The following is a 24,684-nucleotide window of genomic DNA, read 5'->3' on the forward strand; positions in this document are numbered from 1 at the left end:
CGCAATTGCATCGCATTCTAATGGCGGCGACAATATCTGTTAAATGGATTATTAAGATAAGGGTTATCGGTTATATCGATATGCGATTTACTCTCCGTCAACTTCAAGTCTTTGTCGCCGTCGCCCAGCAGGAAAGCGTGTCTCGCGCTGCGGGCCAACTCAATCTGTCGCAGTCGGCGGCCAGCACCTCCATCACCGAACTGGAGCGGCAATCGAGCTGCCAATTGTTCGACCGTGCCGGCAAGCGCCTGAGCCTCAACGCCCTGGGCAAACAACTGCTGCCCCAGGCAGTGGCGCTGCTGGACCAGGCCAAGGAAATCGAAGACCTGCTCAATGGCAAGTCCGGTTTCGGCTCACTGGCGGTCGGTGCCACCCTGACCATCGGCAATTACCTGGCGACCTTGTTGATCGGCGGTTTCATGCAGCGCCATCCAGAAAGCCAGGTGAAGCTGCACGTGCAGAACACTGCCAATATCGTGCACCAGGTTGCCCACTATGAAATTGATCTGGGTCTAATCGAAGGTGACTGCAGCCATCCGGACATCGAGGTACAGAGCTGGGTCGAGGACGAACTGGTGGTGTTCTGCGCCCCTCAACACCCGCTGGCCAAGCGCGGCCAGGCGACCATGGAGGAGCTGACCCATGAGGCGTGGATCCTGCGGGAACAGGGTTCCGGCACGCGCCTGACCTTCGACCAGGCCATGCGCCACCACCGCAGCGCGCTGAATATCCGCCTGGAGCTGGAACACACCGAAGCGATCAAGCGCGCCGTGGAATCCGGCTTGGGCATTGGCTGCATCTCACGCCTGGCCCTGCGCGACGCTTTCCGCCGCGGCAGCCTCGTCGCAGTGGAAACCCCGGACATGGACCTGGCGCGGCAGTTTTATTTCATCTGGCATAAACAGAAGTACCAGACCTCAGCCATGCGCGAATTCCTCGAACTGTGCCGGGCTTTCACCGCCGGGGCCCAGCGCAGCGACGAAATCGTGCTGCCGACCATTGCCTGAGCCGTTACAACAGCACCACGCCCCACACCAACGCGATCATCGTCAGGGCGACGAACTGGGCGGCGCTGCCCATGTCCTTGGCGTTTTTTGACAATGGGTGCAGCTCCAGGGAGATGCGGTCGATAGCCGCCTCCACCGCCGAGTTGAGCAATTCCACGATCAATGCCAACAGGCACACGGCAATCAGCAGTGCCTGCTCGACGCGACTGACGTTCAGGAAGAATGACAACGGAATCAGCACGACGTTGAGCAGCACCAACTGACGGAAAGCCGCTTCGCCGACAAAAGCTGCACGCAGCCCGTCCAAGGAATAGCCGGAGGCGTTGAGGATGCGTTTCAGGCCGGTCTGGCCTTTAAAAGGTGACATAGAGTGGGCAACTGATCGAAAAGGAGTGGAGAAGCTAATGCAAACCCGGTCAAAAAAGCGTGAACCGGAACACTAAACCTGCGGCGAAATTGACTCAAGTTGTTGCAACAGCAAGGCCGCCTGGGTCCGGGTACGCACGTTCAGTTTACGAAAAATCGCCGTGACGTGAGCCTTGATGGTGGCCTCCGACACGTTCAGTTCGTAGGCAATCTGCTTGTTCAGCAAGCCTTCGCAGACCATGGTCAACACCCGGAACTGCTGCGGCGTGAGGCTGGCCAGCCCTTCGCTGGCGGCCTTGGCTTCCTCGGACACGCTCACCGCTTCGAACGCCTGGGGCGGCCAGCAGACATCGCCGTCCAGGACGGCCTTCACGGCCTTCTGAATCATCTCAAGGGAACTGGACTTGGGTATGAATCCACTGGCGCCGAACTCGCGGGCCTTGACCATCACCGAAGCTTCTTCCTGGGCCGAGACCATGACCACGGGGATCTGCGGGTATTGGCCCCGTAACAGCACCAGCCCTGAAAAGCCATAAGCGCCGGGCATGTTCAGGTCCAGCAGCACCAGGTCCCAATCGGCCTTCGCCGTCAACTGGACCTCCAGTTCCGCGATACTGGCCACCTCCGTCAACCGGACAGCCGGGCCGAGGCCCAGGGTCACAGCCTGATGCAACGCGCTGCGAAAGAGCGGGTGGTCATCGGCAATCAGGATTTCGTATGTGGCCATTTTTCAAATGATCCTGTTTTTAATGGCAGGCCCGAAGCATTCGCACCTCGCCAAGACAACTCAAGACACCGCCGTTCAGCGGCATCCACAGGGGCACATTCAACGCCAAACACGGCGTTTCAAACATTGGCGGCGCCCTGGTCGGCGCCAAGCATGCCCAGCGAAGCCGGGGTGGTCAAGCAGCACGGCCGCCACAGTGTCCAGTATGGGCCACTATTGGGCCAATACTGCTTGCGGGGTACGGATAAAGGGTTGCAACTCGGCGTGGGCCGGGGTCGACACGTTCACCTCCTGCTGGCCCTTGGCGCCCAGGTAATGCTGGCTGAACACATCGAAATAGGCGTCCAGGGCCGAAGCGGCATCGCTGTCCCCCGCCAGCTCCAGACACAATGCCGCCACTTCGGCGGTGCACAGGTGCTCGCTGCGGGTCGAACGGCGCAGACGGTAACGCGACAGTCTGTCGGGCAGCAGGCTCAGGATCGGCAGTCGGTCGAAATACGGGCTTTTACGAAAAATCTTCCGCGCCTCGGTCCAGGTCGCATCCAGCAGAATGAACAGCGGGCGCTTGGAATGATCGAGGTCAACCGTGTGGGTAACTCGCGATGGCTCGACGTATTCGCCCGGAAACACCAGGTACGGTTGCCATTGCGGATCGTTCAGCAGCGCCAGCAGTTGCTCGTCGACGTCGGTGCGCGACCAGATGAACGCGTGATTGTCGCGCACCACATCGGCAATCAGCCAACCGGTGTTGCTCGGCTTGAACACTTCCTTGTTGGTCATGATCAGGCAGACCCCGGAGCGGGTCTCGACACTCGGACGCCAGGCGCACAGGCAATGGCTCTCGATCACTCGGCAGGCGCTGCAACGGGGCGCGCGCCAGCCACGGGCCTGGATCGGCCTGATCCCTTCATCGATGCGCTGGTCGCGCAAGCGGGCTACGGCGTTAGGGGCGTGATTCATCATGGGCAACGCCGGCAGGCAGGAAAACTCGACACGAACAACACTCGGCAGGGCAATAAAGGCCGGCAGTCTACCAGAGCGCACGAGCCTGTACCGTCCGCCCGGGCTCCCCTATAATTCCCCGCCACTGAACGCACAGTCATGTGATCGGTCGAACCACCAGTCACTGAACCAGGAGAGTTTCATGCTGCGCCTTATCGTCCCTACCGTTGCCGTTCTGCTGGCGACGTCCTTCAGCGCTCAGGCTGCTTCGCTGAAAGAACTCGAACTGAACAAGATGCTGCAGAACGTCGCCAAGGAAAGTAGCGTCGGTACGCCGCGGGCGATCAACGAAGACATTCTCGACCAGGGTTATACCGTCGAAGGCACCGAGCTGATCAACCACCTCAGCGTGCAAAGCAGTCACGCCCAGAAAATGCGCGCAGACCCCAAGGCTGTGTATTTCCAGTTGGGCTCTACGGTGTGCACCAATCCAGGTTTCCGCAAGTTGATGGCCAAGGGCGCAACCATGCGCTACGAGTTCACCGAGGTTAAGACCAACCGCCCAGTCGCGACCGAGCGCTTCCAGGAATCGGATTGCCCGAAACCGGCCAAGACGAAGAAGTAATCAACCTGAGCTTGCGCGCCGCTGCTCATCGTCGGCGCGCAACTCCGCCACCAGCGCCTGCAAGTAACGCGAGCGCCATGCTCGCCCTCCCAGCCGACGACAGCATTCTTCCTCAAGACTCACCCGATTGGCCTGTGCCGATTCCAACAGCATCAAGTACAACTGCCTGTCGAGCTCCAGAGTGACCCTGGTCATTTCTCCCGCCTCCCTGCCCCGATCCGCTTCAATCCATCACGTGGCACCCAACCCTGGGCGTCAAATTGCATTGGCACGCTTGTTATCAGTAAATCAGAGCGGCACGCACCCGGCCGGCGATCTGACGAGCGGTGCGATAGTCCAGGGCATGTATCAGCGGTTGCCAACGGTCACTTTTGAGCGCCATGATCAGGGCAGCAAAGATCGGCATGACGGTCTAGATTCAAAAGTATCCATAGTATTTTCATCGGGCAGAAAGAGGCTGCCCGGCCAACACCTTGGCGCGTGATTGTTTTTATCAAAGGGAAAAGCAGAACCCGCTGGATGGCTTGGTCGCCTTGCTGCAGACCGCGTCAAGCCAGGTCACCCTCCAGGCCGATGCCTGGGCTGACAACGACACACGGAGTGTCGTGGCCTCGATGAATCTCTCGTCCGGGCCGGGGTCCTGTTAAGAAGGAGAAGCTGAATGCCTTACAAACCGAATGACCTGCTCAGTCGTCATTTTGAGAACCACGGCCACGACCTCACCCGCAAGGTCGAAGAACAACTCAACCTGGTCTCCCCCAACAGCCCCAACCTCCCCATTTACCGAGACATGATCCTGACTGTGCTGCGCATGGCCCAGGAAGATCACAACCGTTGGAATGCCAAGATCACGCTACAAGCCCTGAGGGAACTGGAACACGCCTTCCGTACCCTCGAGCAGTTCAAGGGCCGGCGCAAGGTCACGGTCTTCGGCTCGGCCCGAACGCCTATCGAACATCCACTGTATGGCCTGGCCCGAGAGCTGGGGGCTGCACTGGCCCGCTCGGACATGATGGTCATCACCGGCGCCGGCGGTGGCATCATGGCCGCCGCCCATGAAGGCGCAGGGCGTGACCACAGCCTGGGATTCAATATCACCCTGCCTTTCGAGCAACACGCAAATCCGACCGTTGAAGGCACGCCGAACCTGCTGCCGTTCCACTTCTTCTTCACCCGTAAACTGTTTTTCGTCAAAGAGGCCGACGCACTGGTGCTCTGCCCCGGCGGTTTCGGCACGCTTGATGAAGCGCTGGAAGTCCTGACGCTGGTACAGACAGGCAAGAGCCCGCTGGTGCCGGTGGTCCTGCTGGATGTCCCGGGCGGCAAGTTCTGGCAAGGAGCCCTGAACTTTATCCGCGAGCAATTGGAGGAAAACCGCTACATCCTGCCCACCGACATGAAGCTGATGCGCCTGGTATACAACGCCGAAGAGGCCGTGGAAGAGATCAACCGGTTCTACCGCAACTTCCACTCCAGTCGCTGGCTCAAGCATCAGTTCGTGATCCGCATGAATCACAAGCTAAATGAACAAGCGCTGCAACAGATGCAGAGAGAGTTCGCCGATTTGTGCCTGAATGACTGTTTTCATCAACATGACTACAGCGGTGAAGAGCACGACGAAGCCCAGTTCAGTCATCTGACGCGACTGGCGTTTGCCTTCAACGCTCGGGATCACGGTCGCTTGAGGGAGCTGGTGGATTACATCAACCTGCCGGAAAACTGGGCCCAGCCCGCCCAAAAACCCCATCCCCTCACATGGGAGCCGATCAAGGTAACCTGAGCCCATAAAAAACGGCCTGCTATCGAAATAGCAGGCCGTTTTTGTTTAGTCATCCATACCGCGACCGCTGAACAAGCGGTTGATCATTTCCATGGAGTAGCCTCGATACGCCAGGAAACGCCCTTGTTTGGCTCGTTCCCGTGCATCGATGGGTAAATGTCCTGAGAACTTGCGGCGCCAGGTGTCCGTCAGTTGCTCCTGCCAATCGATACCGCTTTCGCGCAAGGCAAGTTCGATATCCGGGCGTTGCAAACCACGCTGGCCCAGTTCCTCACGAATTCGCAAAGGACCATAACCGGAGCGAGCGCGATAGGAGACAAAGCTTTCCAGGTAACGGGACTCCGACAGCAAGCCCTCTTCGGTCAAACGGTCGAGGGCTGTGTCGATCAACTCATCGGGAGCGCCGCGCTGACGCAGCTTACGCGTCAGCTCGACTCGACCGTGCTCGCGCCTGGCGAGCAGGTCCATTGCTGTTCGCCGCACCGCGACGAGGGTATCGAGTACGACGGTCATCGAATCGATCAGATGTCAGCGTCAGCCAGGTCGTCAGCGGTCTCGCGATTGGCCACGGACTTGACGTCTGCCACCGGGCTCAACAGCTTGTCACGCAGTTGCTTCTCAAGGGCGGCGGCGACTTCCGGGTTATCCGCCAGGAACTTGGCCGAGTTGGCCTTGCCCTGACCGATCTTGGTACCGTTGTAGGCATACCAGGCGCCCGACTTCTCGACGAAACCGTGCAATACGCCCAGGTCGATCATCTCGCCATTGAGGTAGATGCCCTTGCCGTAAAGAATCTGGAACTCGGCCTGACGGAACGGCGAAGCCACCTTGTTCTTCACGACCTTGACGCGGGTTTCGCTGCCGACAACCTCATCACCTTCTTTCACCGCGCCAGTACGGCGGATGTCGAGGCGAACCGAGGCGTAGAACTTCAACGCGTTACCACCGGTGGTGGTTTCCGGGCTGCCGAACATCACGCCAATCTTCATACGGATCTGGTTGATGAAGATCACCAGGCAGTTGGCATTCTTGATGTTACCGGTGATCTTGCGCAGGGCCTGGGACATCAGGCGAGCCTGGAGGCCGACGTGCATGTCGCCCATTTCACCTTCGATTTCAGCCTTCGGAACCAGTGCCGCCACGGAGTCGACGATGATCACGTCAACCGCGTTGGAACGCACCAGCATGTCGGTGATTTCCAGGGCCTGTTCGCCGGTGTCCGGCTGGGAAACCAGCAGGTCGTCGACGTTGACCCCCAGTTTGCCGGCGTATTCCGGGTCCAGGGCGTGTTCAGCATCGACGAAGGCGCAGGTCGCACCGGCTTTTTGGGCCTGGGCGATCACGGACAGGGTCAGTGTGGTTTTACCGGAAGACTCAGGACCGTAGATTTCAACGATTCGGCCTTTTGGCAGGCCGCCGATGCCAAGCGCAATGTCCAGGCCCAGGGAGCCGGTGGAGATGGAAGGAATAGCCTGACGGTCCTGATCGCCCATACGCATTACGGCACCCTTGCCGAATTGACGTTCGATCTGACCCAAGGCCGCAGCCAAGGCTTTCTTCTTGTTGTCGTCCATTAAAGTCCTCACGTAATCAATAAGGCCTGACGGCCAACACCTGTATAAGTAGCCAGTATTATTCCACAGCGATTGAGGATCGCCTACCCCTGATTTGAGATTTCTACAGCGGCATGTTGCAGCAGCCCCTCTAGCGCGGCCTTCACCGTTTGTCGGCGGACCTCGTCGCGGTTGCCTGCAAAGAAGCGCTGTTCGCTGATCACCGTCTCGCCAACGCCCCAGGCCAGCCATACGGTGCCCACCGGTTTATTCGGTGAACCTCCATCCGGCCCTGCTACACCGCTGACCGCCACGGCAAAACGCGCCAGGCTTTTATGCTGGGCGCCTCGCACCATGGCCTCGACCACCTCGCGGCTGACCGCCCCCACCTTCCCGAACAATTCGGCCGGCACATCCAGCTGCTGGGTCTTCTGGCGATTGGAATAGGTGACATAACCGGCCTCGAACCAGGCCGAACTCCCGGGAATCCGGGTAATTGCCTCGGCAATCCCGCCGCCCGTGCAGGATTCGGCCGTGGTGACGTGGGCATTGAGCAACTGCAGGTGCCTGCCCAATTCAGCGGCCAGTTCGGTAATGTCGTCCATGGTGCTCTCCTGATTCCACGCAATTGAGGCCTACCGTACACGAGCATTCGAAGCTTGCAAGGCTCGAGGGATTACCGACCCAGCGCTCTGATATAGGCCTGACAGGTCTGCAAGGCAATCAGTCCGCGATCACCGGCATCGGTGATGGCGATAATTCGTTGAGCATGCGCCGGGTCAAGTCGGGCGCGTGGGGCGCCATGATCCAGGCCGCTGGCGCGGGAGGCGGCAGGCACTGCACAACCGGTGGCAACATCGTCGGCGTCGAGGAGGACTGACAGCCGTACATCGGCAGTAGCAAGGCGATCGCGCAGGCGATCCTGGTCACGTTGGGCATCGTTCAAGGCTCGGTAATGGGTTTGTTCGCTGGTGGAGAGTTGTTGTTCCAGGGCCAGGCGTTTGTCTTGCTCGGCCTTTTGCTGCGTCGCGGCCGCTTGGGTGATTTGATTAAGCGTCTCGGCCTGGGACTGTGCGAGTCGGGCCAACTGCTGTCCGTAACGCCAGTCCTGGAACTGCCACGCGAGCATCGCCGAACCGCCGGCTAGCAGCGCGAGCAACACCACAATGCCCAGGGCGCGAGACGAAAAAGGCATCAGGTCGAAGGTTGGCATAGCACCGCCCTCGCCCGGGCCCAGAGTTGCAGCCGCTCCTCCAAGCCGTTCAAACCGCCGTTGATACGGCGGGTGATGGTGTTGAACTGATCGCGGTCGGCCAGTTCGTTCAAGCCGTTCTGCTCCCAGAACCAGGCAGCGGACTCGGTGGCCCATTGCGGCTGCTCAAGAAGCTCAGGCAAGGCCAGCAAACGTGCATCACCGAACAGCCCCTGACTGCAGCGAAGGTAATTGTCATGGCCGGTAATCTGGATCAGTCCTCGGCCGCGATACTTCTGCCCGTCGCCGTCAGCCTGGGGCGAGTTGCCCAGGCGAACGGCCAGGGTTCCGGTATCGTATTTGCTCAGGTATTGCTCACCGCCCAGCTCGCGTACATAACGCAATTGTCCCGACTCATGACCGACCTGGGCCAGGAACGCGGCCATGCGTTTGGGTGTGTCGATACGATGGCGCGACATGGCGGTGTTCAGCGCGGAAATAAAAACGCCCGCTTGGACACGGGCGTTGGGCATGATGTTGATGAGTTGCTGTTGCGTAAGGTCCATATTCAGGTCATCGCAAGTGCATGATCAAAGGTGTCCGGCCAGCCAGGACGGCGCAACCGGACGATATTCAGTGGCTGGAAAGTGCTCATCCTGCGGCCAATCCCTCAGAGCCCGGCGATAAGCCTGGAGCTGTGTGTACTGTGTTTGATCCAGCGTCGTACCGCCGCCGTCGTCCATTTCGTCGCGATCTCTCGCTATGAGGCGGTCGGTTGCTGAGAGCGATGCATCACGCCAATTCTTTTCATTGGTCATTCGTACCGTGAGCTCATTAACGGACAGCTCCAGGAGCACCGGACGACCTTTGGCGTCCGACTCGATACGTTTGTTCAGGAAGGGAGCGGCAAATAAGGTTCGATATTCTTCATCGGTGATCTTGATCGCGTCTTCAGGAAGACTGCCAGAGTGATCGATAGAGTTGTAGAACCCACCCGTGGATTGAGCGTAATAAATCAACATATTCACCTCCCCTTCAATAACCTATCGCTCGCCATAGTCCCGTCCAATTTGAATAGGCGCCATTGTAGTCCCGCCCATAAAGTCTGAACTGGCTCAGCGAGCCTGTGGAGACTCCAAAAGACGCACAGGTAGGGCCTCCATCGGTCACTACGATGTTTCTAACGGCGTTAGGGAAGGACATTGGGAACGTTACGATAACGCCGTTGGCATCCGCCCCGCTGGAAGAAACACCCCACTGCTCGATAACATATCCGGTCGGGCTCGTTGTATCGGGCGTCCGCTTCCAGCCATTGGGCTGCAATGACGAAGTGGACATAGCCGAATATTTCAACGCCACCGTACCGCCAATAAGACGCCATTGGTTATTGAGCTTGATGAACTCCGCCGTTTCGCCCAGACCGATAGTGATTGTTCCCTGCGCACCATTCGATGCGCATAGCACATCAACAGCGGATGCCGTCGAAACTGTAACGATGCCCGATCCCGCATTGACAATTGTTACTGTAGCGGCATGTATGATTTCGGCTGTAGCCGGCAGCCTCGCGGCAACCGGTGTATTGCTGGCGAAACTGACAACTCCGCCAACATCCGATAGGGTCAATGTCGTCCCGGTGTTGTAAACATCGAATCCGCCATACTGCATCCCGCTGCGGAGTACGTATTCAGTCGTTGCGACGGCCCTGCTGTTATCGAATAGCGGCGCGGTAAGAAACAATCCGCTGCCACGCAAGGCTGTGAGCAATTGGTTATAGAGGGCTTCAGACGGCACTATCCCCGCTGCTTGAATGACATTGAGCAATTCCTGTGTCACACCATTGCCCCAACTAGCGGGAATCAAGGAACCCGGCGTACCCGCCAAGGGATCCTCATCCACGAACCTGCCGTTCGACAGACCTGCGCTGGGCACACTTTTTGGATAATCCAATTTTTCGCTCCTGATTGACCAGCGATCAAAATGAAGGCGATATAAAGCCTCACCGTTAATGCGCAGTGGCACGATAAATTAAGGGAATTCTGATGTTTTGCCGTGGGTTGCTTAAGCGGCAGGCTCAGGCATGACAGGCCAGTTGATATCGGTAGGAAAACCGATCTGATGCTGGATACGATTCAATTCAACGCTATAGAGTTTCCACTCCATCAGCGCCAGTTGTTCCTGGTCGCTGGCGTCGCCGATGTCTTCGGCGTATTGGAAGGGAGCAATCCTTTGAACGGCCGCACGCAGTAATTTATCGCGTTTTGCCAAGGCTTCGAGTTTGAGATCAGCCCGCTGTAGCGCCTCGTCAAACACCCACATGTTCTCTCGCCACACATAGTAACTACCCGGCCAAGGTTCGGCTGTCCAGGTATCCGGCAACTCGCCAAACTCGATCCACTCCCAATGAGCGCCGTTGTCCTTGCGATACACCGAACCGCGCCAGTCCACCATTTCTCTCGGAACACCGTTCACCATGACCCAGGAGTGATGTTCTTGGGCCGGGGGTAGTTCGAAAGAAAGTTGGATACCATTACTGGGGATTTGAATGCCCATCCCAGGGGTTACGACAAGGTCTACCGGACCTGATAAAACACCGGTGTCGTCAAACAGGTAAATAAACATAGTCACCTCAGATCAGTTTGATTCGGGCGGGATAGGCGATATTTCTGGGACGGGTTTCAGTGCTGAAACTCCCGATATTGCCTACTATCTCTGGACTGGAAAAGAACAGGGGATTGGGATAAGTCGTACCGACTATCCCTGTTGCAGGCGCAGCATTGACGTCACGGGTGACGTCCCAAGAAGCATCAGCAATAGCAGGGCCAGGGCGATTGGCACTACCTGAGCTAGTGGGCAAATAATGGTTGTGGCTTTCAAGGGCATACATCTGTCTGCTGCCCGCCGAACGGTCAATATCCACCCCTCGTGCCTCATCCAACACGCGCAAGAACTCACCGCGAATATCGGGCATCCGAAACGTTGTCGCCCCATCACCGCTTGTCCACGTGCCTTCATTTCCCGGCCGGCTGGCTTCGCTCACTAACGCACCGGACAATTGCGCGTGATCCCACAACCACGGCCAATCGCTACGCACCAATAGGTTTCCGTTAAGTACTGCATACCCACCCGGAATGACTTGGCGCGTACTCTCGAAAGAAACCCGTCCCAGCGCCGTTGCATCAAACCGGCTCATCGGCCACCAAGCTCCGGTTTCATCACTGCGCAAATGCCACCAATCGCCACTGCCCATCAACACCAGGAATGGATAGCCGCTAGCCGCCAAATGGGTATGAAATCGGATCCGGTCGCTACCGGAAGCGCGCACCGTCAGACGGTTACCACTGTTATCCACACGTCGCACAATCACATCGCGAACACCGAGCGTCGCATTGGTTGCGGGTAGAGTTACAGTGCTTGCACCCGCACTTGCATCGATCAACACCAGACCCAACTCATCGGCGGCCAACACCTTGGATGCCGTGAGCCGCGTGATGACTGAGCGCATCGGACTACTACGCCCGAGAATGGTTTGCAGTGCCTTGATCAACTGGCCGTTATCCGCCTCGGACGGCGCCATACCGGCCGAGGAGATCACGCCCAGGATTTCTTGAGTGACACTGTTCCCCCATACGGCAGGGATCAACGACCCAGGCGTACCCGCCAGTGGGTTTTCATCCACGAACCGGCCGTTCACCAACCCGACGCTGGGAACACTTTTTGGATAATCCATGTTTTATTTCTCTCTGTGAGGCGGAGCCCAAGCCTGAGGAGTTAGCGCCCGGATAGCCGCAAGCACGTCATCAGCGACTTGGGCCGCGAGATCCGCCTTGCCTTTGGCCATGTGCGCGCGGATCTGTGTCTTGGCCTTGAGGCGCAGTTCGCGAAGTGCCAGCAGGTTCGCTTCGAATTCGGCGGCCTTGGCGAGAATCTGATCCGCCGCCTGCCTGGCTGTGCGCCCTTTGACAACCCACGCCGAAACGGCCAGTGGAACGGCTTTTTTCGGGTAGCCCTGATCCTTGAAGGCCTGTGCCTCCAGGGCGGCTTGTTGGTATTCCAGGGCGCGTAGTGGATCACCGGCCAGCGTGCGACGTGCGCTGTCAGCAGCGGCATCGACCTTGGTGCACAAGCGTTCGGCTTCCTGGCGCAACAGCTCAGCAGCATTCTCTTCAGTCAGCACCCAGGTGCCGTCCTCCCAGGCATGGGCGAAAGAAGGTGCAGGCGGGCGAAGTCCATCTTCGTACTGGTGCAGTTCTTGAATGACTTTCATCGGATCAGCTCCCAGGACAGGTGAACATTGATTGCGTTGGTAAAATTGACGCCGATACCCACGCTGTAATCGGTCAATGCCTGGTGCCCCTTGATTCCCATGCTCAGCAACAGTTCGTCACTATCGGCATTGGTGGCGCCCAATGTGTGCTCGGCCTGAAAGCACTGCCAAAGCGAGCGAGATTGAGAGTGATCAAAGCTGGCTGTGACGGTAGAAACCGTAACGTCGTTGACAACGTTATTGGAAAACAGCACACACATGTATGGGCCGCTCCAGCCCACCGCATTGTTACCGATACTTTGTAAGGCGGGTGACAGATAGCTGTAGTTGCCCCCAACCCACCCGGCCTGAACAAACGCCAACGAAGTCACGGCGCTCGGAGAGGGTGTTGGATTACCCGCCACAAGCCGCGCCGCACGTGCATGCGGATCCAGCGGCAGATAAACCACCCCCGTGCCATTCACAGTTTGGGTCCAGGTCAATTGAGCACGGTTGTAGATCGTGCGAATCGTCGGCAAGGAGCCCGGCGCCCCGGTCATCACCCAGGCCAGGCACATGTCCAGGGGCGTGGATGCAAACCCGCCGCCGGACGCTCCGTTGACAGTCCCCTTCAACGATTCCGGCGAGAGGTCATACAGGCTTCCACGCTGCATGTAGAACGTCAGCGCGCCGCCTATGACCTGCGCCCTAAGAAAATAGCTGGCGCTGGGCAACAAATCGGCGCTGCTCCAGGCCGTCGTCACGTAAGTACGGGATCGACCCAACCGCCCACTTACCACCTCTTGTCCAATGCTGATGTACACACCCGCCGAAATCGAGACGCGACCGCCGCTGGTTGATAGTGCCGTTGGCGTTACTGCCAGACGGGCGTCTGCCGTTGCAATCGTTGGCAGCGGTAAAGCGGCGATCGGAAGCGCGATATCCTGGTTCCAGCCCTTGGCGGTAACTGACTGAATCGCCTCGAGCAGTTGATCGTTTTGGGTTTCATCAGGGGTCAGATCCCCCGCCTTGATGACATTCACAATCTCTTGCGTTACACCATTTCCCCAAGCTGCCGGAATCAACGACCCCGGCGTCCCGGTCAATGGGTTTTCATCCACGAACTTCCCATTCACCAACCCGGCGCTGGGCACACTCTTCGGATAATCCATCCGTTTACTCCCTAGTCATAATTGATGTGAACCTTGGTATGCGCCGGCGCACTGCGGTGGATCAGGCACTCCAGAGCCGAGCCCGGGTTGACGCCAAAACGTTCTCCCCAATAGCTCGCGCCAAAACGTCGGCCCAACAGCAGGCGACCGCCGGTGTTGAGGGTCCACATGAATTGCGCCTGCCAAGTGCCAAAGTGAGCCTCGCCGAATCGTGCGCGGCCCATGCGCGGGGCCTTCAGTTCAGTGATCGTTGCGTTGGGGTAACCCTGGCTCTTGGCGATTTCCACGTAATAAGCGATGGCCTGGCTGCCCACCGCCAACAACCGCCGACGCACCGCCAAGCGACGATCGTCATACAACGGTGTGGCGCCCAGGCACGGATCAGGCAGGTTCATCACCCGCTCCCAATCCGGCACCAGTTCACTCACTCCCGCCGGGTCCATTTCGTTGAGCAAGTCGGCGGCACGGGCGTCGAGGCGGCCCAGCTCCTGGGCGATGCCTTCAAGCACTTGCTCAAGTTCCGGCACGCGCTCCGGATCCCACGCCGGGCCGCTGGGCAGCAGGCTGCGCAGTTGGGCCTGGTACTGTTCGGCGGTTCTTATTCCAGCCATGTGCAGCCTCCGAACGTCAGCAACTGGTTGCTGGCGGCGACTACATCGGCGACGGGGGCGGAGAGTTTGTGGTCGGTTTCGCCGGTAGCGCTGCTGATGGCTTCAGTGATATGGCTTAGCAACAGCGTTTCGCCGAGGCCGGCTTCGCGGTTGTGCAGGTCGCGCAGTTGCGCCTCGACGGCCGCGCGCACGGCGCTGGTGTCCGGGGTGATGCGCAGCCTGTAGCTCACCGGCACCTGCGTTGGCGCCAGCACGTGCAACTCGGCGGTCACCGGGCGCAAGGGCTCGATATAGGCCCGCACCTCTTCCAATTGCTCGGCATTGGGAATCGGCTGCAAATCGTCGTCACGCATGACGAACAAGCCGACAGTGCCGGGTCCCAGGTAGCTGCCGCGACACCAGGCGCGGGTAATGCCGGGGCACTCCAGGGCCCAGGTTTCATAGTCCTGGGCCGAGCCGCCGTGGGGGATGATGCGGTAGGAGCGGATCACCCGGGCCCGCAGCGATTCGAGGCTTTCCCGAGCAACACCGCCGGTCAGCCCCGGCGCCAGCACGGTGAAGCTGCTGCCAATGCCGAGGATCGGTTGGACTGGCGTCAGCACCAGGCCGGCGTCGGCGTTGCCCAGGCTGCCAGCGTCCAGCGCGGCGATGGTGGTGCTGTTCAGGCCATTGCTGGTAGTGCGAGCAGTGGTCACTTTGAATGTGCGGCCATCGGTGGATTGCAACAGCGTGTCGACATCCAGTACCGCGCCGGCGGTAGCGCTGAAACTGACACTGCCGCTGGCCACCTGGGCCGCTTTGCGCGCCTGGTTCAGGCGCAGGGCGGCGATGCGTTCAAGGGTGGATTCATCGGCCTTGTCCGGCAGGATCTGCTCGGCGATCCAGTCCAGGTAGCCATACAGGCCATAGGCGGCGCCACCGAGGGTGCGGGCCAGCACTTGGGCATCGGACTGGCGCAGCGAATCGCTGGCCAGGTCGCTTTGGGCGCGCTTGATCAGCACCGGCAGCGAAGGGGTTTCAAACGGCATAGGTCACCTGCCAACTGTTATCGGGGTTGATGTCCAGGCGCTCGCCGTCAGCCAGGGTCAGGACCGTGCGCAGGTTCAGGCGCTGGGCGTCGAGGCGTTCGCTGATGATGTCGATGGCGCTGCAATGGCCGTCGTCGATCAACCATTGCAGGGCTTCGCGGGCATAAAATTCGGCGTCGAGTTGGGTCTGGCGGGTCAGCTTGACCCGGCGCAACAACCACAGCCGCGAGCCGATACGGTCGTCGGCAACGGTCGGAAAGGTGTCGCCCCACCAGCCGAAACGTTCTTCATCATCGACGGCATCGTCGTCAGCGGCGCGGCGCCAGGTGAACAGGCTGATCAGCACCGAGCGGGTCAGTGCGGCGTGCAGGTTCTGGCTGATGAACATCATTGACCTCCCGCCGGCGCGCCGGTCTGACCGTTGCCGGCCTGTACACCGACATGCACGTGTTTGATCTGGCTGATGCCGCCGGCGATCTGGTCGCCCTGGGAAACGATCTTGCCGGTGTGGTTGATGACCGGGCTGTCGATGTTCACCGCGCTGCTGGCGCGGATGTTCAGGGTTGCGGTCTGGATGTCGATGACACGACCGCGCTTGAAGTGGAGCTTGTCGCCTTCGTCGGTGTAGAGCGCCACTTCACCAGGGGCCAGGGCCTGGAGGCGAAAACGGCGATCGGCGACCACCAGCACCACCGCATGGGAACGGTCACCCCCCAGGAACGTGGCAATGCCCTCGGCACCGGCCAACGGGTTGCTGGTGAAGCCGTAGGGTTCGAAGTGCTCCATGTCGTCGTTCACTTCGCCGGCGGTGAGGCGCATTTGCAGCGACTGCAACTTGGTGGCCGAATTGGCGAGCACGACAGTGCCGCGCGCCAGGAGGCGGGTCAGTAGGCTCATTGAGGTTTCCTTGAGAATCGGGGACTTGAACGCGGTGTTCGGATCAACACCTCTATTGGCTGCGCTGCCGCCATCGCGAGCAAGCTCGCTCCCACAAGGGATTTGCGGTGGGCAGAAACTTGGAGACGGTCTCGAAATACTGTGGGAGCGAGCTTGCTCGCGATGGCGGTAGCACATCCAACATCGATGCAAGCTGACCCACCGCTTTCGCGAGCAAGCCCGCTCCCACAAGGGATTTGCGGGTGGGCAGAAACTTGGAGGCGGTCTCGAAATACTGTGGGAGCGAGCCTGCTCGCGATGGCGGCAGCACATCCAACATCGATGCAAGCTGACCCACCGCTTTCGAGAGCAAGCTCGCTCCCACAGGGGATCTGTGGTGGGCAGGCATCGGTGCCGGGCTCAGGTTTTGGGCGGTACCGGGTTGGCGTCGAAGGTATGCGGCGGAGCGACTTGCAGGGTGGTGACGGAGCCTTGTGCCGACAGCGAGTACGTCACTTTGGAAATCAGCATGTCACCGTCGAACCCCAGCACCGGGTCGATCACTCGCACCAAGGTGTTATGCCGCCACAAGTCGCCATTGGCCTGGCGCCAACCCTGCACGCGGTAGGTGGTGGTCAGGGCCTTGCCGGTACGGATGGCGCTTTCCCAGTCGGCCCGTTGCTGGGCCAGTTCGAAGGTCAACTGCGCGCTCTCGCTGATCACTGTCACCCGCTTGCGCTTGAAGCTCAGGTCCGTGGCGGTGCCGGAGACTTCACTCACCGCCGCCCCGCTCTGCTGGTCATTGCCCTTGTGCTGGCCGATGACCCGGTATTCAGAGAACACCTGGCTGTAGTCCATCGGTGCGTTACCGGAGAGAATGTTCTTGCCCAACTCCAGCACATCACTGGCCCGTCCGCCGCTGCCGGGTTTGGCCAGTAGCACGCGCCCTTGCGCGTCATCAGTGGAGAACACCCGGAACAACGTCAGCAAACGGTCGATGGATTGAAAGACCGTTTCCCCCGGTACGATGCTGTGTTCGCTCAACCGCGCGGTTTCAGGGATTTCACTGATGACCCCCACGCCGTATTGCGACGCCAGGGCCTGGACGATGCTCAACACCGTTTGCCCACGCCATTGAGTCGGGCGGTTGATCGCCGCGCAGTCCACCAGATCCTGGGTCTTGGAACCGCCTTCAATGCTCAGGCTGATCTGCCGACCGTCATAGCTGACCGGTGCCTTGAACACATAACCACTGAGGACCAGGTCGGCACCAATGCGCACCTGGCATTCATCGCCCGGACGGATCGGCACTGCTTGCGTCTGCCCCGGCCATTGCCAGGTGATGTCGAGTTTGAAGGTGCGGAACTGACGCTCCAGGTCCGCACTGATTTCCACACTTTTCCAGCCGCCGTAATCCAGCCCGCCGACGGTAAGCGAGACAGCGTTGTCGAGCTCGTTCATGGCTTACTCCCCGGAGACTTTCAGGTCATTGGGCGGCAGGAAACCAGGATGGGCTACGCCGTTACGCTGGGTCACTTCAGTCACCCGGGTGGCATCGGCAAATTGCTGATACGCCACCACCAGCGCTGGCAGGCTTTGCTTGAACGACAGGTTGATCAGCCTGACACCCGACGACGCCACCGCCGTCAAGTGCGCGGCCATTTGCTGGCGCAGGTTGTTCATCGCCTGGTAGTGCTCCGGATCAGCCTTGAGGGAGGCCTGCCAGATCGCATCGTTAAGGGCATCGCGCAGGGCCAGCACATCGTCGGCCACCGGCACGTCCCGGCGCTGGACCGGTTGCACGGCCTGTTGCGCCACCGACGGCGTGGCGCCCAACTTGACCACAGGCGCCGCCACCGGCATCGCCGCAATCCATTGCGCGGCCTGCACCAGCAGCGTGTCCTGCACCAGATCGGCCACGGCCTGGGCCGCCGCCGTGGTGTCCTTGCCTGTGGTGAGTTTGGGCGCGTCGGCCTTGCGAATGGCCTCCACCTGTTGCGACACGCTGGCAATCACGCCGCGATAGCCGTCACGGGCAAAGTCCTTCAGCTCGCGGATGTCCCCCAGCAATCCCTTGAACTCGGCCACCACGTCCTTGGGCAGCTCTTTCACCGCCTTGACCAGATCGCTGAGTTGCCGATAGGTCTCGATCAACGGCTTGAGCTCCTGCTCGATCACGCCGTAGATGTCCTTGAGGCTGTTGCGCAGATCCGCGATACCGATCCGCGCGGCCTTGATCAACGTCATGGCATCTTCAAAGCGCCGCACCGCCGAACCGAGGAAGCTGTCGGCCGAGACCAGCAGCAGTTTCTGGCTATTGATCGCGGCGGAAGGGAATTGCAGCGGCTGGTCGGGGTAGAACTTCAGGGCGAATGTCACCAGCCCACCGTCCTGGCGGGTCTGGGTCATGTCGCACTCGCCGACCTTGACCTGCATGCGCCCCAGCCACGGATGCACCAGTTCGCCGCTGCCCTGCTCCAAAGCTTTGAGCAGCTTGTCGCGCTGCTCCAGGCAATCGGGGCCGACGATGAACGCGGTCAACTCATGAATCTTCGCCTGCTGGCCGAGCCCTTCGAAAAACGGCTGGTCGCGCTGTGGATACTCATGCAACTGGCCCTTGTGGCCGACCGGGGTTTTCGCCTGATCGACCCAGAACCCGACGCCACGAAACGACGCCGGCAACAAACGATCACGCCAGCTCATAGGAGCCTCCTGTGGAAAGTGAGCGATAGCCGATGCGCGAACTCACCGCCAGGGCCGGTTGATTGGTCTGGGGCGGATCGGCGCGCAACCCGGCCGGGGCATTTTCGAAACGCACGGTCAGGCCGCCTTCGAGTTGCGTGCGGTTGTTGGCAGCACTTTGTTGCACCAGGGCACTGGAGGTTTGTGGCAACGCACCCGGCGCCAGCGAGGTTTTCGCTGGCCCGTTGGCGGACGCTGGCGCCAGACTGGAGGACAGGCCCGGAGGCTGCTCGCTGGCCCCGCCAAAAAACGCCGGCGCCAGCTCTCCCTTGCCTTCGGCGTTGGTCTGTCGCTGCGCCCCGGTCAGGCCTTCGACCTTGCCGGTGAACGAGGTGATCATCTCGCCGAAGCCGCCGTTGAAAAACGCCTTGATCGGCGCGATCACCTCCTGCAACTCGTTCCACCACTGGCTGAACCACTCGCCCACCGGCCCCCACTGCTGGGTGAGGCCCTCAATGGGTGACCAATCGAACAGGCCGCTGAATACCGCCAGCATGATCGACACCTGATTGCGGATGCCCTCCCAGATCCCGGCGAAGACTTCACCGATCGTGCCCCAGTTGGCCATGATCAGTCCCAGCGGCGTCCAGTCGAACAGACCTTTCAGAGCGTCCATTACCGGCACGGTCAAGGCCTTGAGCAGGTCCCAGATCGCCGCGAACAACCCGGTCAGGGGCGTCCAATTGGTAACAATCAAACCCAAGGGTGACCAGGCGAACAGCGTCTGCATGAAACCGATGATCGGCGTTGCCGCCGCCACGATCACATTCCAGAGCGCGCCAAAAAAGCTGCTGATCGGGCCCCAATTACTGATCACCAGCCCCATCGGGGTGAAGGCGAACATCGTCTTGAAGAACTCGACCATCGGCAGCACGATGGGCGCAAGCCGCTGCCAGAGCCCGGCGAAGAACGCCGAAATCGGCGTCCAGTGGGCGATGATCATTCCTGCCGCCAAGGCGACGCCCATTGCAATCAAGCCGATGGGATTCATCTTCAAGGCCAGGTTCACCACCTCGAACGCCTGGCTTGCGCCGCTGACCGCCATCTGGATCGCGTTGAACGCTACGACGCCATTTGCCAGGCCCTGTACCAGTTGCGGGTTGTCCTGCAGTACCTGGGCCACACCGCTGACCATGGGCTGCAAACTGACCGCCACCGCGTTGACCGCAGGCCCCAGGGCCGAGCCGAACTGCACCGACACGTTGCTGATGGAAGTCTTCAATCCATCCAGGTTCTGTGCCGCTACACGGGGCGCGTCAGGCGCCTGGACGGCACTGGCCGCCGCGCTCGCTGAGCCCGCTTCGTCCTTGAAGGCCAGCGCCGACTTGAGCCCGTCCATAAACGGTTGGGCCAGGCCGCCACTGGGCAGCAGACCGGAAATATCCAGGCTGCCCAGGCCCGTGGCGTCGAGGTTCTGCTTGAAACTCGCGACCTTCGCACGAAGGCCTGCGAGCTTGGGTGACAGCTCATCGATGCCCGTGAGCAGCACCGCTTTTTTCTCTACCGTTTGTGTGTCTGCCATCACTGCACCTGCTGCATCGCATTGATCCGTTGCGCGTGCTCCAGGGATTCGCGGAGCACATCCAGTGGCCTGGCCATCATCTGTTCGGGGTCAACCTTCCAGAACCAGGCCAGGTCATAGGCGGCGGCGATCAGGTCGCCGATGGCTGCGACGCCGCACTCATGAAAAAACTCGCGACGGCCCAGCTCAGGGCGTTGAGGTCAGCCAGGTCCAACTGGTTGACGGAGGACGGCGGGATACCGGCGCACACCGCGATGTATTTGGCCGCGACGTCCATGTCCAGGCTCACCTCCTCGCTCTTGTCGATCTTGTACGGCAGCGCCTTGATCGCCCGGACTTCCTGCACCGTCGGACGGCGCAGAGTCAGTTCGCTCACCGGCTCACCGTGGGCCTCGATGGCCACGCGCAGCGTCACGACATCGCTCATTGCCAAGTCCCCTTGATGCCTTCGAATTTCAGCTCGATGGTGGCGTCGTCACCCTTGGACACAGGCTCTTCCACCAGGTAGGCGCCGGCCAGCACGTAGACCTTGCCGTTGTTGAATTCGCAGGTGACGGTCATGTCGGTGCCCGCAACCAGTTGCTTGAGCGGGAAGTCCGCGGTGTGCAGCGCCGTCACCTTGAAGGACGGGGCGATGTCGGTTTCCTTGTAGAAACCCGGTACGACGGTTTCGCGTTTGGTGAACATCAGTGGCGCTTCGCAGCCACCGTTGATGGTCAGTTGAGCGCCGTCCACTTTGACGTAGCAGGTGCCCGCAATCAGTTGACCCATGGTGTTTCTCCCTTCAATAAAAAGCCCACGCGAAGTGGGCTGAATTCATGCGATTGACGCGACCTTCAGGCGGCGTCGTCGTATTGCAGGCGGAATTGGTTGAGCAGCGCGAACACCCGCAGGCCGTTGATGTAGTCCGGCGGGAACAGCACATTGACCCGGCTCGGGTCCTGGCTGTCACGCTCGACCACCAGGTGCTCGGCGAACAGCTCGGCGTTTTCCACATGGCCTTCCAGTTCGAGCTTGGCGTATTGAGCGATCAGCTCGCCGCGAATCGTGCTCGGGGTCACGATGGGCTGGCCGGCGCCGAAACGGGTGCCGTCGGCGGCCAGTTTGTGGCGACCGTACTTGCTGGTGATCACGCTTTGCAGGCGACGGACGATGAACGCCGACTGGTGCATGGTTTCGCTGTCCAGGTAGGAGTTGTCAGCTTGGCCGAAGGCATTCTTCTGATACGTGGTGATGGAACGCTGGATTCGCACGTAGCCACCTTCGTAGTACGCGGTCGCGATGCCGTAATTGAGCAGCGACTGGCGCTCGGTCAGGGTGAAACGTTCACTGGCCGGTGCCGGGTCCAAGCCTGGCAGGCTGCCGCTCTGGGTCGGACGGCTGGCGTCGGCGGAGATGAACACCGCCGTGCGCGCAGCCAACGCAGCGGCCTGGACCCAGAACGGTTGCGGTACGCCCAGTTCCAGGGCCTGGATGGTCATGTGCTGGTCGTTGCGTGCCTGACCGGCGGCAACCAGGGTGCCAATAGTGCCGCGCTTGGCGCTGTAGACATGGCCGAACAACTGCTTGGCCCAGGACCAGCGACCGGTGTTGTCGTCCATGACCGCTTGCCAGGTGTTGAGGCTCGCCACATCGGACCAGGGCATGGCGATGAACTCGAACGGTTCGTCACCCAGGGCCGCAACGGCAGCGGTCTGGTCCGGCACACCGGCGCCGCCCGTCATCGCAGTAATGGCGGTGGTCAGCCCCGCCGGGGTGTTTTCGCCATTGCTCTTGCCCAGGCGATTGAATTGCAGGCTGATGTCGTTGCCGCTGTCACCGGTCCATTTGGCGCGCAGGGTCACGACACCTTCGGCGGCCGCAGCAGTCACCGGCAAGTCGGCGGCCGCGTTGATTTTCAAGGCCAGCGCAGAGGCGGCCTGGGCTGCAGTGGCGCCGTTGACGATGGCGGCCTGGACGCGTACACCGCCAACGTACAGGTTGAGCACACCGCTTTCAGTCGCGGCGCCGGTGAAGGTCAGCACGCCCTGGGCGATGGCGCCTTCGACGTTGTGCAGCGGCAGGCACCAGACTTCACCGAGCGGGTCGGTCTTGCGCCAGGTCTCGTACATCGAGGCGAGCATCGAGCCCTGCCCGCCAATGTTCTTGGCCAGCGCGACGCTGGACACCAGCACCAGTTTGCCGACTTCCGCCGGGGCGACGTTGTCGTTGACCTGGGCGACGATCAACCGGCGCATGGCCGATGACGCGCTATTGGCGGCCGAGTTGTCCATTTCGGCGTAGAACAGCGGCACACGAATGTCCGCGGGAATATTGCTGAATCCGATCGCCATTATTTGGCTCCCTGTGGTTTTGCCGCTTTCACGGCTTTGGTAGTGATATCGCCATCGGCCAGACGTCGACGCCACCAGGCGTTGTCTGGCACTTCACGGCCTTCGAGGGGCAACAGATCGCCCGCTTCCGGGTCCGGCACGGCACGGCCCGGGGCCGGCAGCACGGTGATGCGTTTGCTCATGGGGTTACGTCTCCAGAGAAAGTCAGTTCCACGCGCCCGTCGGGGCCGGGACGTTTCAGGTTGGGGTCCGCCGGATCGATGGCATCGACCCGCACGGTGACCCCGGTAAAGGACGACAAGCCGTCCAGTTCACGCTCGTGCCAGCTTTCGGCAGGCTGGCTCGCCAGATTGCGGCCCAGCTGGAACTCGGCGAAAAAGTGCAGCCGGTACAACACACGGCTGCTATTGATGGAAACCAGTTCGCTGCCGTCGTACTCGATGCCGGTGTACTCGGCGCCCGGCTTGAACCCCACCAGCGCGCGCCACAGTTCGGCCCGCAGGTCGTGCAACAGGTCCAGCGCTTTTGTCGCATCAGTGGCGTCGAGCACCAGCACGGCATCGAAGCGATCACGCACCGCTTGCAGCGTGACGTTCTGAGCCGCGTTCTTGCTGGCAGTGTCGGCGGTGGGCAGGACATAGGCGCAGGGGGTCTGCAGCGGGGTCTCGGCTTGCAGCGTGACGAGGTCAAAGCCTGCGGCCACGCGATGGGCGAGCGTCGGACATTGCTCACGCAACTGCGTGAGGATCGGCGTGATCTTCATGGGGGGACTCCAGTATCTGAAGGTGCGAGTCATCCCTGTGGGATCGGGCTTGCTCGCGAAAGCGGTAGGTCAGGCAACATTGATGTTGGATGTACTGGCATCTTCGCGAGCAAGCTCGCTCCCACAGAGGGACCCAGTTGGGCGCTGGATATGTGCAACGCCCACAGAAGGTGGTGGGGTCAGGCCTTGGCATCCAGGCAGGTTGCATGAATCAAGCAGCGGTAGCTTTTTTCCCGGTCGCCACTGGCGGTGACCTTGTCGATCGACCAGCGACCGCGCATGAAATCCGGCCAGGTGGGATCCAGCAATACGATGCCCTCGGCGGACAGCCCCGGGTTGCCAGGGCACTCGATGGTCACCTTGAGTGCTTCGCGCTCCATCCGGCGTACCTCGCCTTCTCCAGCGGCACGGGCATCGTCTGCGCTCTGGAAGCGCTGGCGCAGGGTCTTGAACGGCGCGATGCCGCTCTCCTCGACCTGCAGCTCGCCGGCCGCCGCATCCCACCACCGGGTCTTGCAACCCTGGTACTTGGCCCGGGCGGTTTCATCAAACTTGGCCGAAATGAAGGCGTGGTCGCCCGGGCGATTATTCGTCGTCACCGACAGTTTCATCTCGGGCAGGACCTTGCCTGACAACGACTTCGCCTGACCGCGCCGAGCCAGCACATACAACTCGTTGATCGGCTTGGCGACGGCGTCATAACGATGGGCCAGGCGCGTGAGGAAACCCATGTCGGTTTCGTTGGTCTGGTCGATGTGCTCGATTTTGATCAGCGACAGGTCCGGCGCCATACGGGGGGAAAACCCGTGCCTGGAGGTCAACTGACGAAACAGCGCCCCCAGTGTGGTCGGGCCATGACTGACGGATCGGCGCTGCTTGAACCCGGTCTGGTCCGTCGCACTGAATGGCGCCGCCATGGCCACCAGCACGAGTTGCAGCGGAAACAGGAACGGTGTGCGCCGGGTGATGACGAACTCGCCTTTATCCACCAGCCCCGACTCCAGGTAACCGACCCGCAGACCGATCTTCCCGCCCAGGCTGGGCAACCCTTCGAGCCCATCCAGGCTAATGGTGAGCGTCAGCTGATCGGACTCGATACCCGCCGCGTCGACATGCTCCCACTTGAGCAGGCGTTCGTTGAGCAGTGCGGCGTTCGCACCATAAATTTCCACCGCAGGCGTGAAACCCAGTGACATGTTGCC

At 60.6% G+C, this 24,684-nt stretch carries 32 protein-coding genes; 3 read left to right on the top strand and 29 right to left on the bottom strand.

Annotation, left to right across the window (positions count from 1 at the left end; genetic code table 11):
• Positions 1 to 80 precede the first annotated feature (80 nt).
• Positions 81 to 1,007, top strand: coding sequence for a LysR family transcriptional regulator (locus tag KGA89_RS00580; protein ID WP_063322709.1), 927 nt, complete (start codon positions 81 to 83; stop codon positions 1,005 to 1,007).
• A 4-nt stretch (positions 1,008 to 1,011) separates the two neighbouring features.
• Here the strand turns inward: KGA89_RS00580 and KGA89_RS00585 are convergent, their stop codons facing one another.
• From KGA89_RS00585 to KGA89_RS00595, 3 genes are all read right to left on the bottom strand, one after another.
• Positions 1,012 to 1,374 carry a diacylglycerol kinase gene (locus KGA89_RS00585; RefSeq protein WP_003184792.1) on the bottom strand — a complete coding sequence of 121 codons (363 nt, stop codon included), beginning with the start codon at positions 1,372 to 1,374 and terminating at the stop codon, positions 1,012 to 1,014.
• 72 nt (positions 1,375 to 1,446) lie between these two features.
• Positions 1,447 to 2,100 (bottom strand): response regulator transcription factor ErdR, encoded by a 654-nt coding sequence (gene erdR, locus KGA89_RS00590; RefSeq protein ID WP_223470199.1) that lies wholly within the window; start codon positions 2,098 to 2,100, stop codon positions 1,447 to 1,449.
• 213 nt (positions 2,101 to 2,313) lie between these two features.
• Positions 2,314 to 3,060 carry a tRNA-uridine aminocarboxypropyltransferase gene (locus tag KGA89_RS00595; RefSeq protein ID WP_003198361.1) on the bottom strand — a complete coding sequence of 249 codons (747 nt, stop codon included), beginning with the start codon at positions 3,058 to 3,060 and terminating at the stop codon, positions 2,314 to 2,316.
• A 184-nt stretch (positions 3,061 to 3,244) separates the two neighbouring features.
• On the opposite strand from KGA89_RS00595, the gene KGA89_RS00600 reads away from it, so the two are divergent.
• Positions 3,245 to 3,667, top strand: a complete 423-nt coding sequence (locus KGA89_RS00600) for a quorum-sensing-regulated virulence factor family protein (protein WP_003198359.1) — start codon at positions 3,245 to 3,247, stop codon at positions 3,665 to 3,667.
• On the opposite strand, the gene KGA89_RS00605 is transcribed toward KGA89_RS00600, so the two are convergent.
• Together KGA89_RS00605 and KGA89_RS30480 are read right to left on the bottom strand one after the other, a co-directional pair.
• On the bottom strand, positions 3,668 to 3,862 hold the full coding sequence (locus tag KGA89_RS00605) for a hypothetical protein (protein WP_003198357.1): 195 nt from the start codon (positions 3,860 to 3,862) through the stop codon (positions 3,668 to 3,670).
• Between the two features lie 85 nt (positions 3,863 to 3,947).
• A complete protein-coding gene (locus KGA89_RS30480; RefSeq protein WP_263292966.1) occupies positions 3,948 to 4,073 on the bottom strand; it encodes a hypothetical protein in 126 nt (41 codons plus the stop codon).
• Between the two features lie 255 nt (positions 4,074 to 4,328).
• Here KGA89_RS30480 and KGA89_RS00610 point away from each other — a divergent pair, with 255 nt between their 5' ends.
• A complete protein-coding gene (locus tag KGA89_RS00610) occupies positions 4,329 to 5,447 on the top strand; it encodes a TIGR00730 family Rossman fold protein (protein ID WP_003198355.1) in 1,119 nt (372 codons plus the stop codon).
• 45 nt (positions 5,448 to 5,492) lie between these two features.
• Here the strand turns inward: KGA89_RS00610 and recX are convergent, their stop codons facing one another.
• The 24 genes from recX to KGA89_RS00730 all read right to left on the bottom strand — a co-directional run bounded on the left by recX (position 5,493) and on the right by KGA89_RS00730 (position 24,678).
• Positions 5,493 to 5,960 carry a recombination regulator RecX gene (recX, locus tag KGA89_RS00615; RefSeq protein WP_003198353.1) on the bottom strand — a complete coding sequence of 156 codons (468 nt, stop codon included), beginning with the start codon at positions 5,958 to 5,960 and terminating at the stop codon, positions 5,493 to 5,495.
• Between the two features lie 8 nt (positions 5,961 to 5,968).
• A complete protein-coding gene (gene recA, locus KGA89_RS00620) occupies positions 5,969 to 7,021 on the bottom strand; it encodes a recombinase RecA (protein WP_003198351.1) in 1,053 nt (350 codons plus the stop codon).
• 83 nt (positions 7,022 to 7,104) lie between these two features.
• Positions 7,105 to 7,605: a CinA family protein gene (locus tag KGA89_RS00625; protein ID WP_003198349.1), complete on the bottom strand. Its 501-nt coding sequence runs from the start codon at positions 7,603 to 7,605 to the stop codon at positions 7,105 to 7,107.
• A gap of 71 nt (positions 7,606 to 7,676) precedes the next feature.
• Positions 7,677 to 8,213, bottom strand: coding sequence for a lysis system i-spanin subunit Rz (locus tag KGA89_RS00630; RefSeq protein ID WP_223470200.1), 537 nt, complete (start codon positions 8,211 to 8,213; stop codon positions 7,677 to 7,679).
• Positions 8,195 to 8,758, bottom strand: a complete 564-nt coding sequence (locus KGA89_RS00635; protein WP_223470201.1) for a glycoside hydrolase family 19 protein — start codon at positions 8,756 to 8,758, stop codon at positions 8,195 to 8,197. Before KGA89_RS00635 ends, KGA89_RS00630 begins: the two co-directional genes overlap by 19 nt.
• Before the next feature lie 24 nt (positions 8,759 to 8,782).
• Positions 8,783 to 9,214: a phage tail assembly chaperone gene (locus KGA89_RS00640; protein WP_223470203.1), complete on the bottom strand. Its 432-nt coding sequence runs from the start codon at positions 9,212 to 9,214 to the stop codon at positions 8,783 to 8,785.
• 13 nt (positions 9,215 to 9,227) lie between these two features.
• Complete coding sequence (locus KGA89_RS00645) at positions 9,228 to 10,139, bottom strand: phage tail protein (protein ID WP_223470205.1); 912 nt, start codon at positions 10,137 to 10,139, stop codon at positions 9,228 to 9,230.
• A 111-nt stretch (positions 10,140 to 10,250) separates the two neighbouring features.
• Positions 10,251 to 10,811 (bottom strand): tail fiber assembly protein, encoded by a 561-nt coding sequence (locus KGA89_RS00650; RefSeq protein ID WP_038858952.1) that lies wholly within the window; start codon positions 10,809 to 10,811, stop codon positions 10,251 to 10,253.
• A gap of 7 nt (positions 10,812 to 10,818) precedes the next feature.
• On the bottom strand, positions 10,819 to 11,919 hold the full coding sequence (locus KGA89_RS00655; protein WP_038858951.1) for a phage tail protein: 1,101 nt from the start codon (positions 11,917 to 11,919) through the stop codon (positions 10,819 to 10,821).
• A 3-nt stretch (positions 11,920 to 11,922) separates the two neighbouring features.
• Positions 11,923 to 12,456 (bottom strand): phage tail protein, encoded by a 534-nt coding sequence (locus KGA89_RS00660; protein WP_223470207.1) that lies wholly within the window; start codon positions 12,454 to 12,456, stop codon positions 11,923 to 11,925.
• On the bottom strand, positions 12,453 to 13,607 hold the full coding sequence (locus tag KGA89_RS00665; protein WP_223470209.1) for a phage tail protein: 1,155 nt from the start codon (positions 13,605 to 13,607) through the stop codon (positions 12,453 to 12,455). Before KGA89_RS00665 ends, KGA89_RS00660 begins: the two co-directional genes overlap by 4 nt.
• 11 nt (positions 13,608 to 13,618) lie before the next feature.
• Entirely contained in the window at positions 13,619 to 14,218 is a 600-nt protein-coding gene (locus tag KGA89_RS00670; RefSeq protein WP_028237195.1) for a YmfQ family protein, read from the bottom strand.
• Positions 14,206 to 15,246: a baseplate J/gp47 family protein gene (locus KGA89_RS00675; RefSeq protein ID WP_028237196.1), complete on the bottom strand. Its 1,041-nt coding sequence runs from the start codon at positions 15,244 to 15,246 to the stop codon at positions 14,206 to 14,208. The genes KGA89_RS00670 and KGA89_RS00675 overlap by 13 nt, the downstream gene beginning before the upstream one ends.
• Positions 15,236 to 15,634 carry a phage GP46 family protein gene (locus KGA89_RS00680; RefSeq protein WP_028237197.1) on the bottom strand — a complete coding sequence of 133 codons (399 nt, stop codon included), beginning with the start codon at positions 15,632 to 15,634 and terminating at the stop codon, positions 15,236 to 15,238. The genes KGA89_RS00675 and KGA89_RS00680 overlap by 11 nt, the downstream gene beginning before the upstream one ends.
• Entirely contained in the window at positions 15,634 to 16,143 is a 510-nt protein-coding gene (locus KGA89_RS00685; RefSeq protein WP_028237198.1) for a phage baseplate assembly protein V, read from the bottom strand. The genes KGA89_RS00680 and KGA89_RS00685 overlap by 1 nt, the downstream gene beginning before the upstream one ends.
• Positions 16,144 to 16,542: 399 nt before the next feature.
• Positions 16,543 to 17,583 carry a phage baseplate assembly protein gene (locus KGA89_RS00690; RefSeq protein ID WP_028237199.1) on the bottom strand — a complete coding sequence of 347 codons (1,041 nt, stop codon included), beginning with the start codon at positions 17,581 to 17,583 and terminating at the stop codon, positions 16,543 to 16,545.
• Between the two features lie 3 nt (positions 17,584 to 17,586).
• Positions 17,587 to 18,825, bottom strand: coding sequence for a DNA circularization protein (locus KGA89_RS00695; protein ID WP_038857192.1), 1,239 nt, complete (start codon positions 18,823 to 18,825; stop codon positions 17,587 to 17,589).
• Complete coding sequence (locus KGA89_RS00700) at positions 18,812 to 20,386, bottom strand: phage tail protein (RefSeq protein WP_223470211.1); 1,575 nt, start codon at positions 20,384 to 20,386, stop codon at positions 18,812 to 18,814. The genes KGA89_RS00695 and KGA89_RS00700 overlap by 14 nt, the downstream gene beginning before the upstream one ends.
• Positions 20,387 to 20,516: 130 nt before the next feature.
• The gene (locus tag KGA89_RS00705; protein WP_003198316.1) at positions 20,517 to 20,813 is read right to left on the bottom strand and encodes a phage tail assembly protein; all 297 of its coding nucleotides are present in this window, start codon (positions 20,811 to 20,813) and stop codon (positions 20,517 to 20,519) included.
• Positions 20,810 to 21,157: a phage tail tube protein gene (locus KGA89_RS00710; RefSeq protein WP_003198314.1), complete on the bottom strand. Its 348-nt coding sequence runs from the start codon at positions 21,155 to 21,157 to the stop codon at positions 20,810 to 20,812. Before KGA89_RS00710 ends, KGA89_RS00705 begins: the two co-directional genes overlap by 4 nt.
• 65 nt (positions 21,158 to 21,222) lie before the next feature.
• Positions 21,223 to 22,719: a phage tail sheath subtilisin-like domain-containing protein gene (locus KGA89_RS00715; protein WP_038857195.1), complete on the bottom strand. Its 1,497-nt coding sequence runs from the start codon at positions 22,717 to 22,719 to the stop codon at positions 21,223 to 21,225.
• Positions 22,719 to 22,901 carry a DUF2635 domain-containing protein gene (locus KGA89_RS00720; protein WP_003198311.1) on the bottom strand — a complete coding sequence of 61 codons (183 nt, stop codon included), beginning with the start codon at positions 22,899 to 22,901 and terminating at the stop codon, positions 22,719 to 22,721. Before KGA89_RS00720 ends, KGA89_RS00715 begins: the two co-directional genes overlap by 1 nt.
• A complete protein-coding gene (locus tag KGA89_RS00725; protein WP_038857199.1) occupies positions 22,898 to 23,482 on the bottom strand; it encodes a hypothetical protein in 585 nt (194 codons plus the stop codon). The genes KGA89_RS00720 and KGA89_RS00725 overlap by 4 nt, the downstream gene beginning before the upstream one ends.
• A gap of 179 nt (positions 23,483 to 23,661) precedes the next feature.
• Entirely contained in the window at positions 23,662 to 24,678 is a 1,017-nt protein-coding gene (locus KGA89_RS00730) for a contractile injection system protein, VgrG/Pvc8 family (RefSeq protein ID WP_038857201.1), read from the bottom strand.
• Positions 24,679 to 24,684: the final 6 nt, after the last annotated feature.

The sequence above is a fragment of the Pseudomonas sp. A-RE-22 genome (assembly GCF_019956035.1).
Taxonomy (GTDB): domain Bacteria; phylum Pseudomonadota; class Gammaproteobacteria; order Pseudomonadales; family Pseudomonadaceae; genus Aquipseudomonas; species Aquipseudomonas brassicacearum.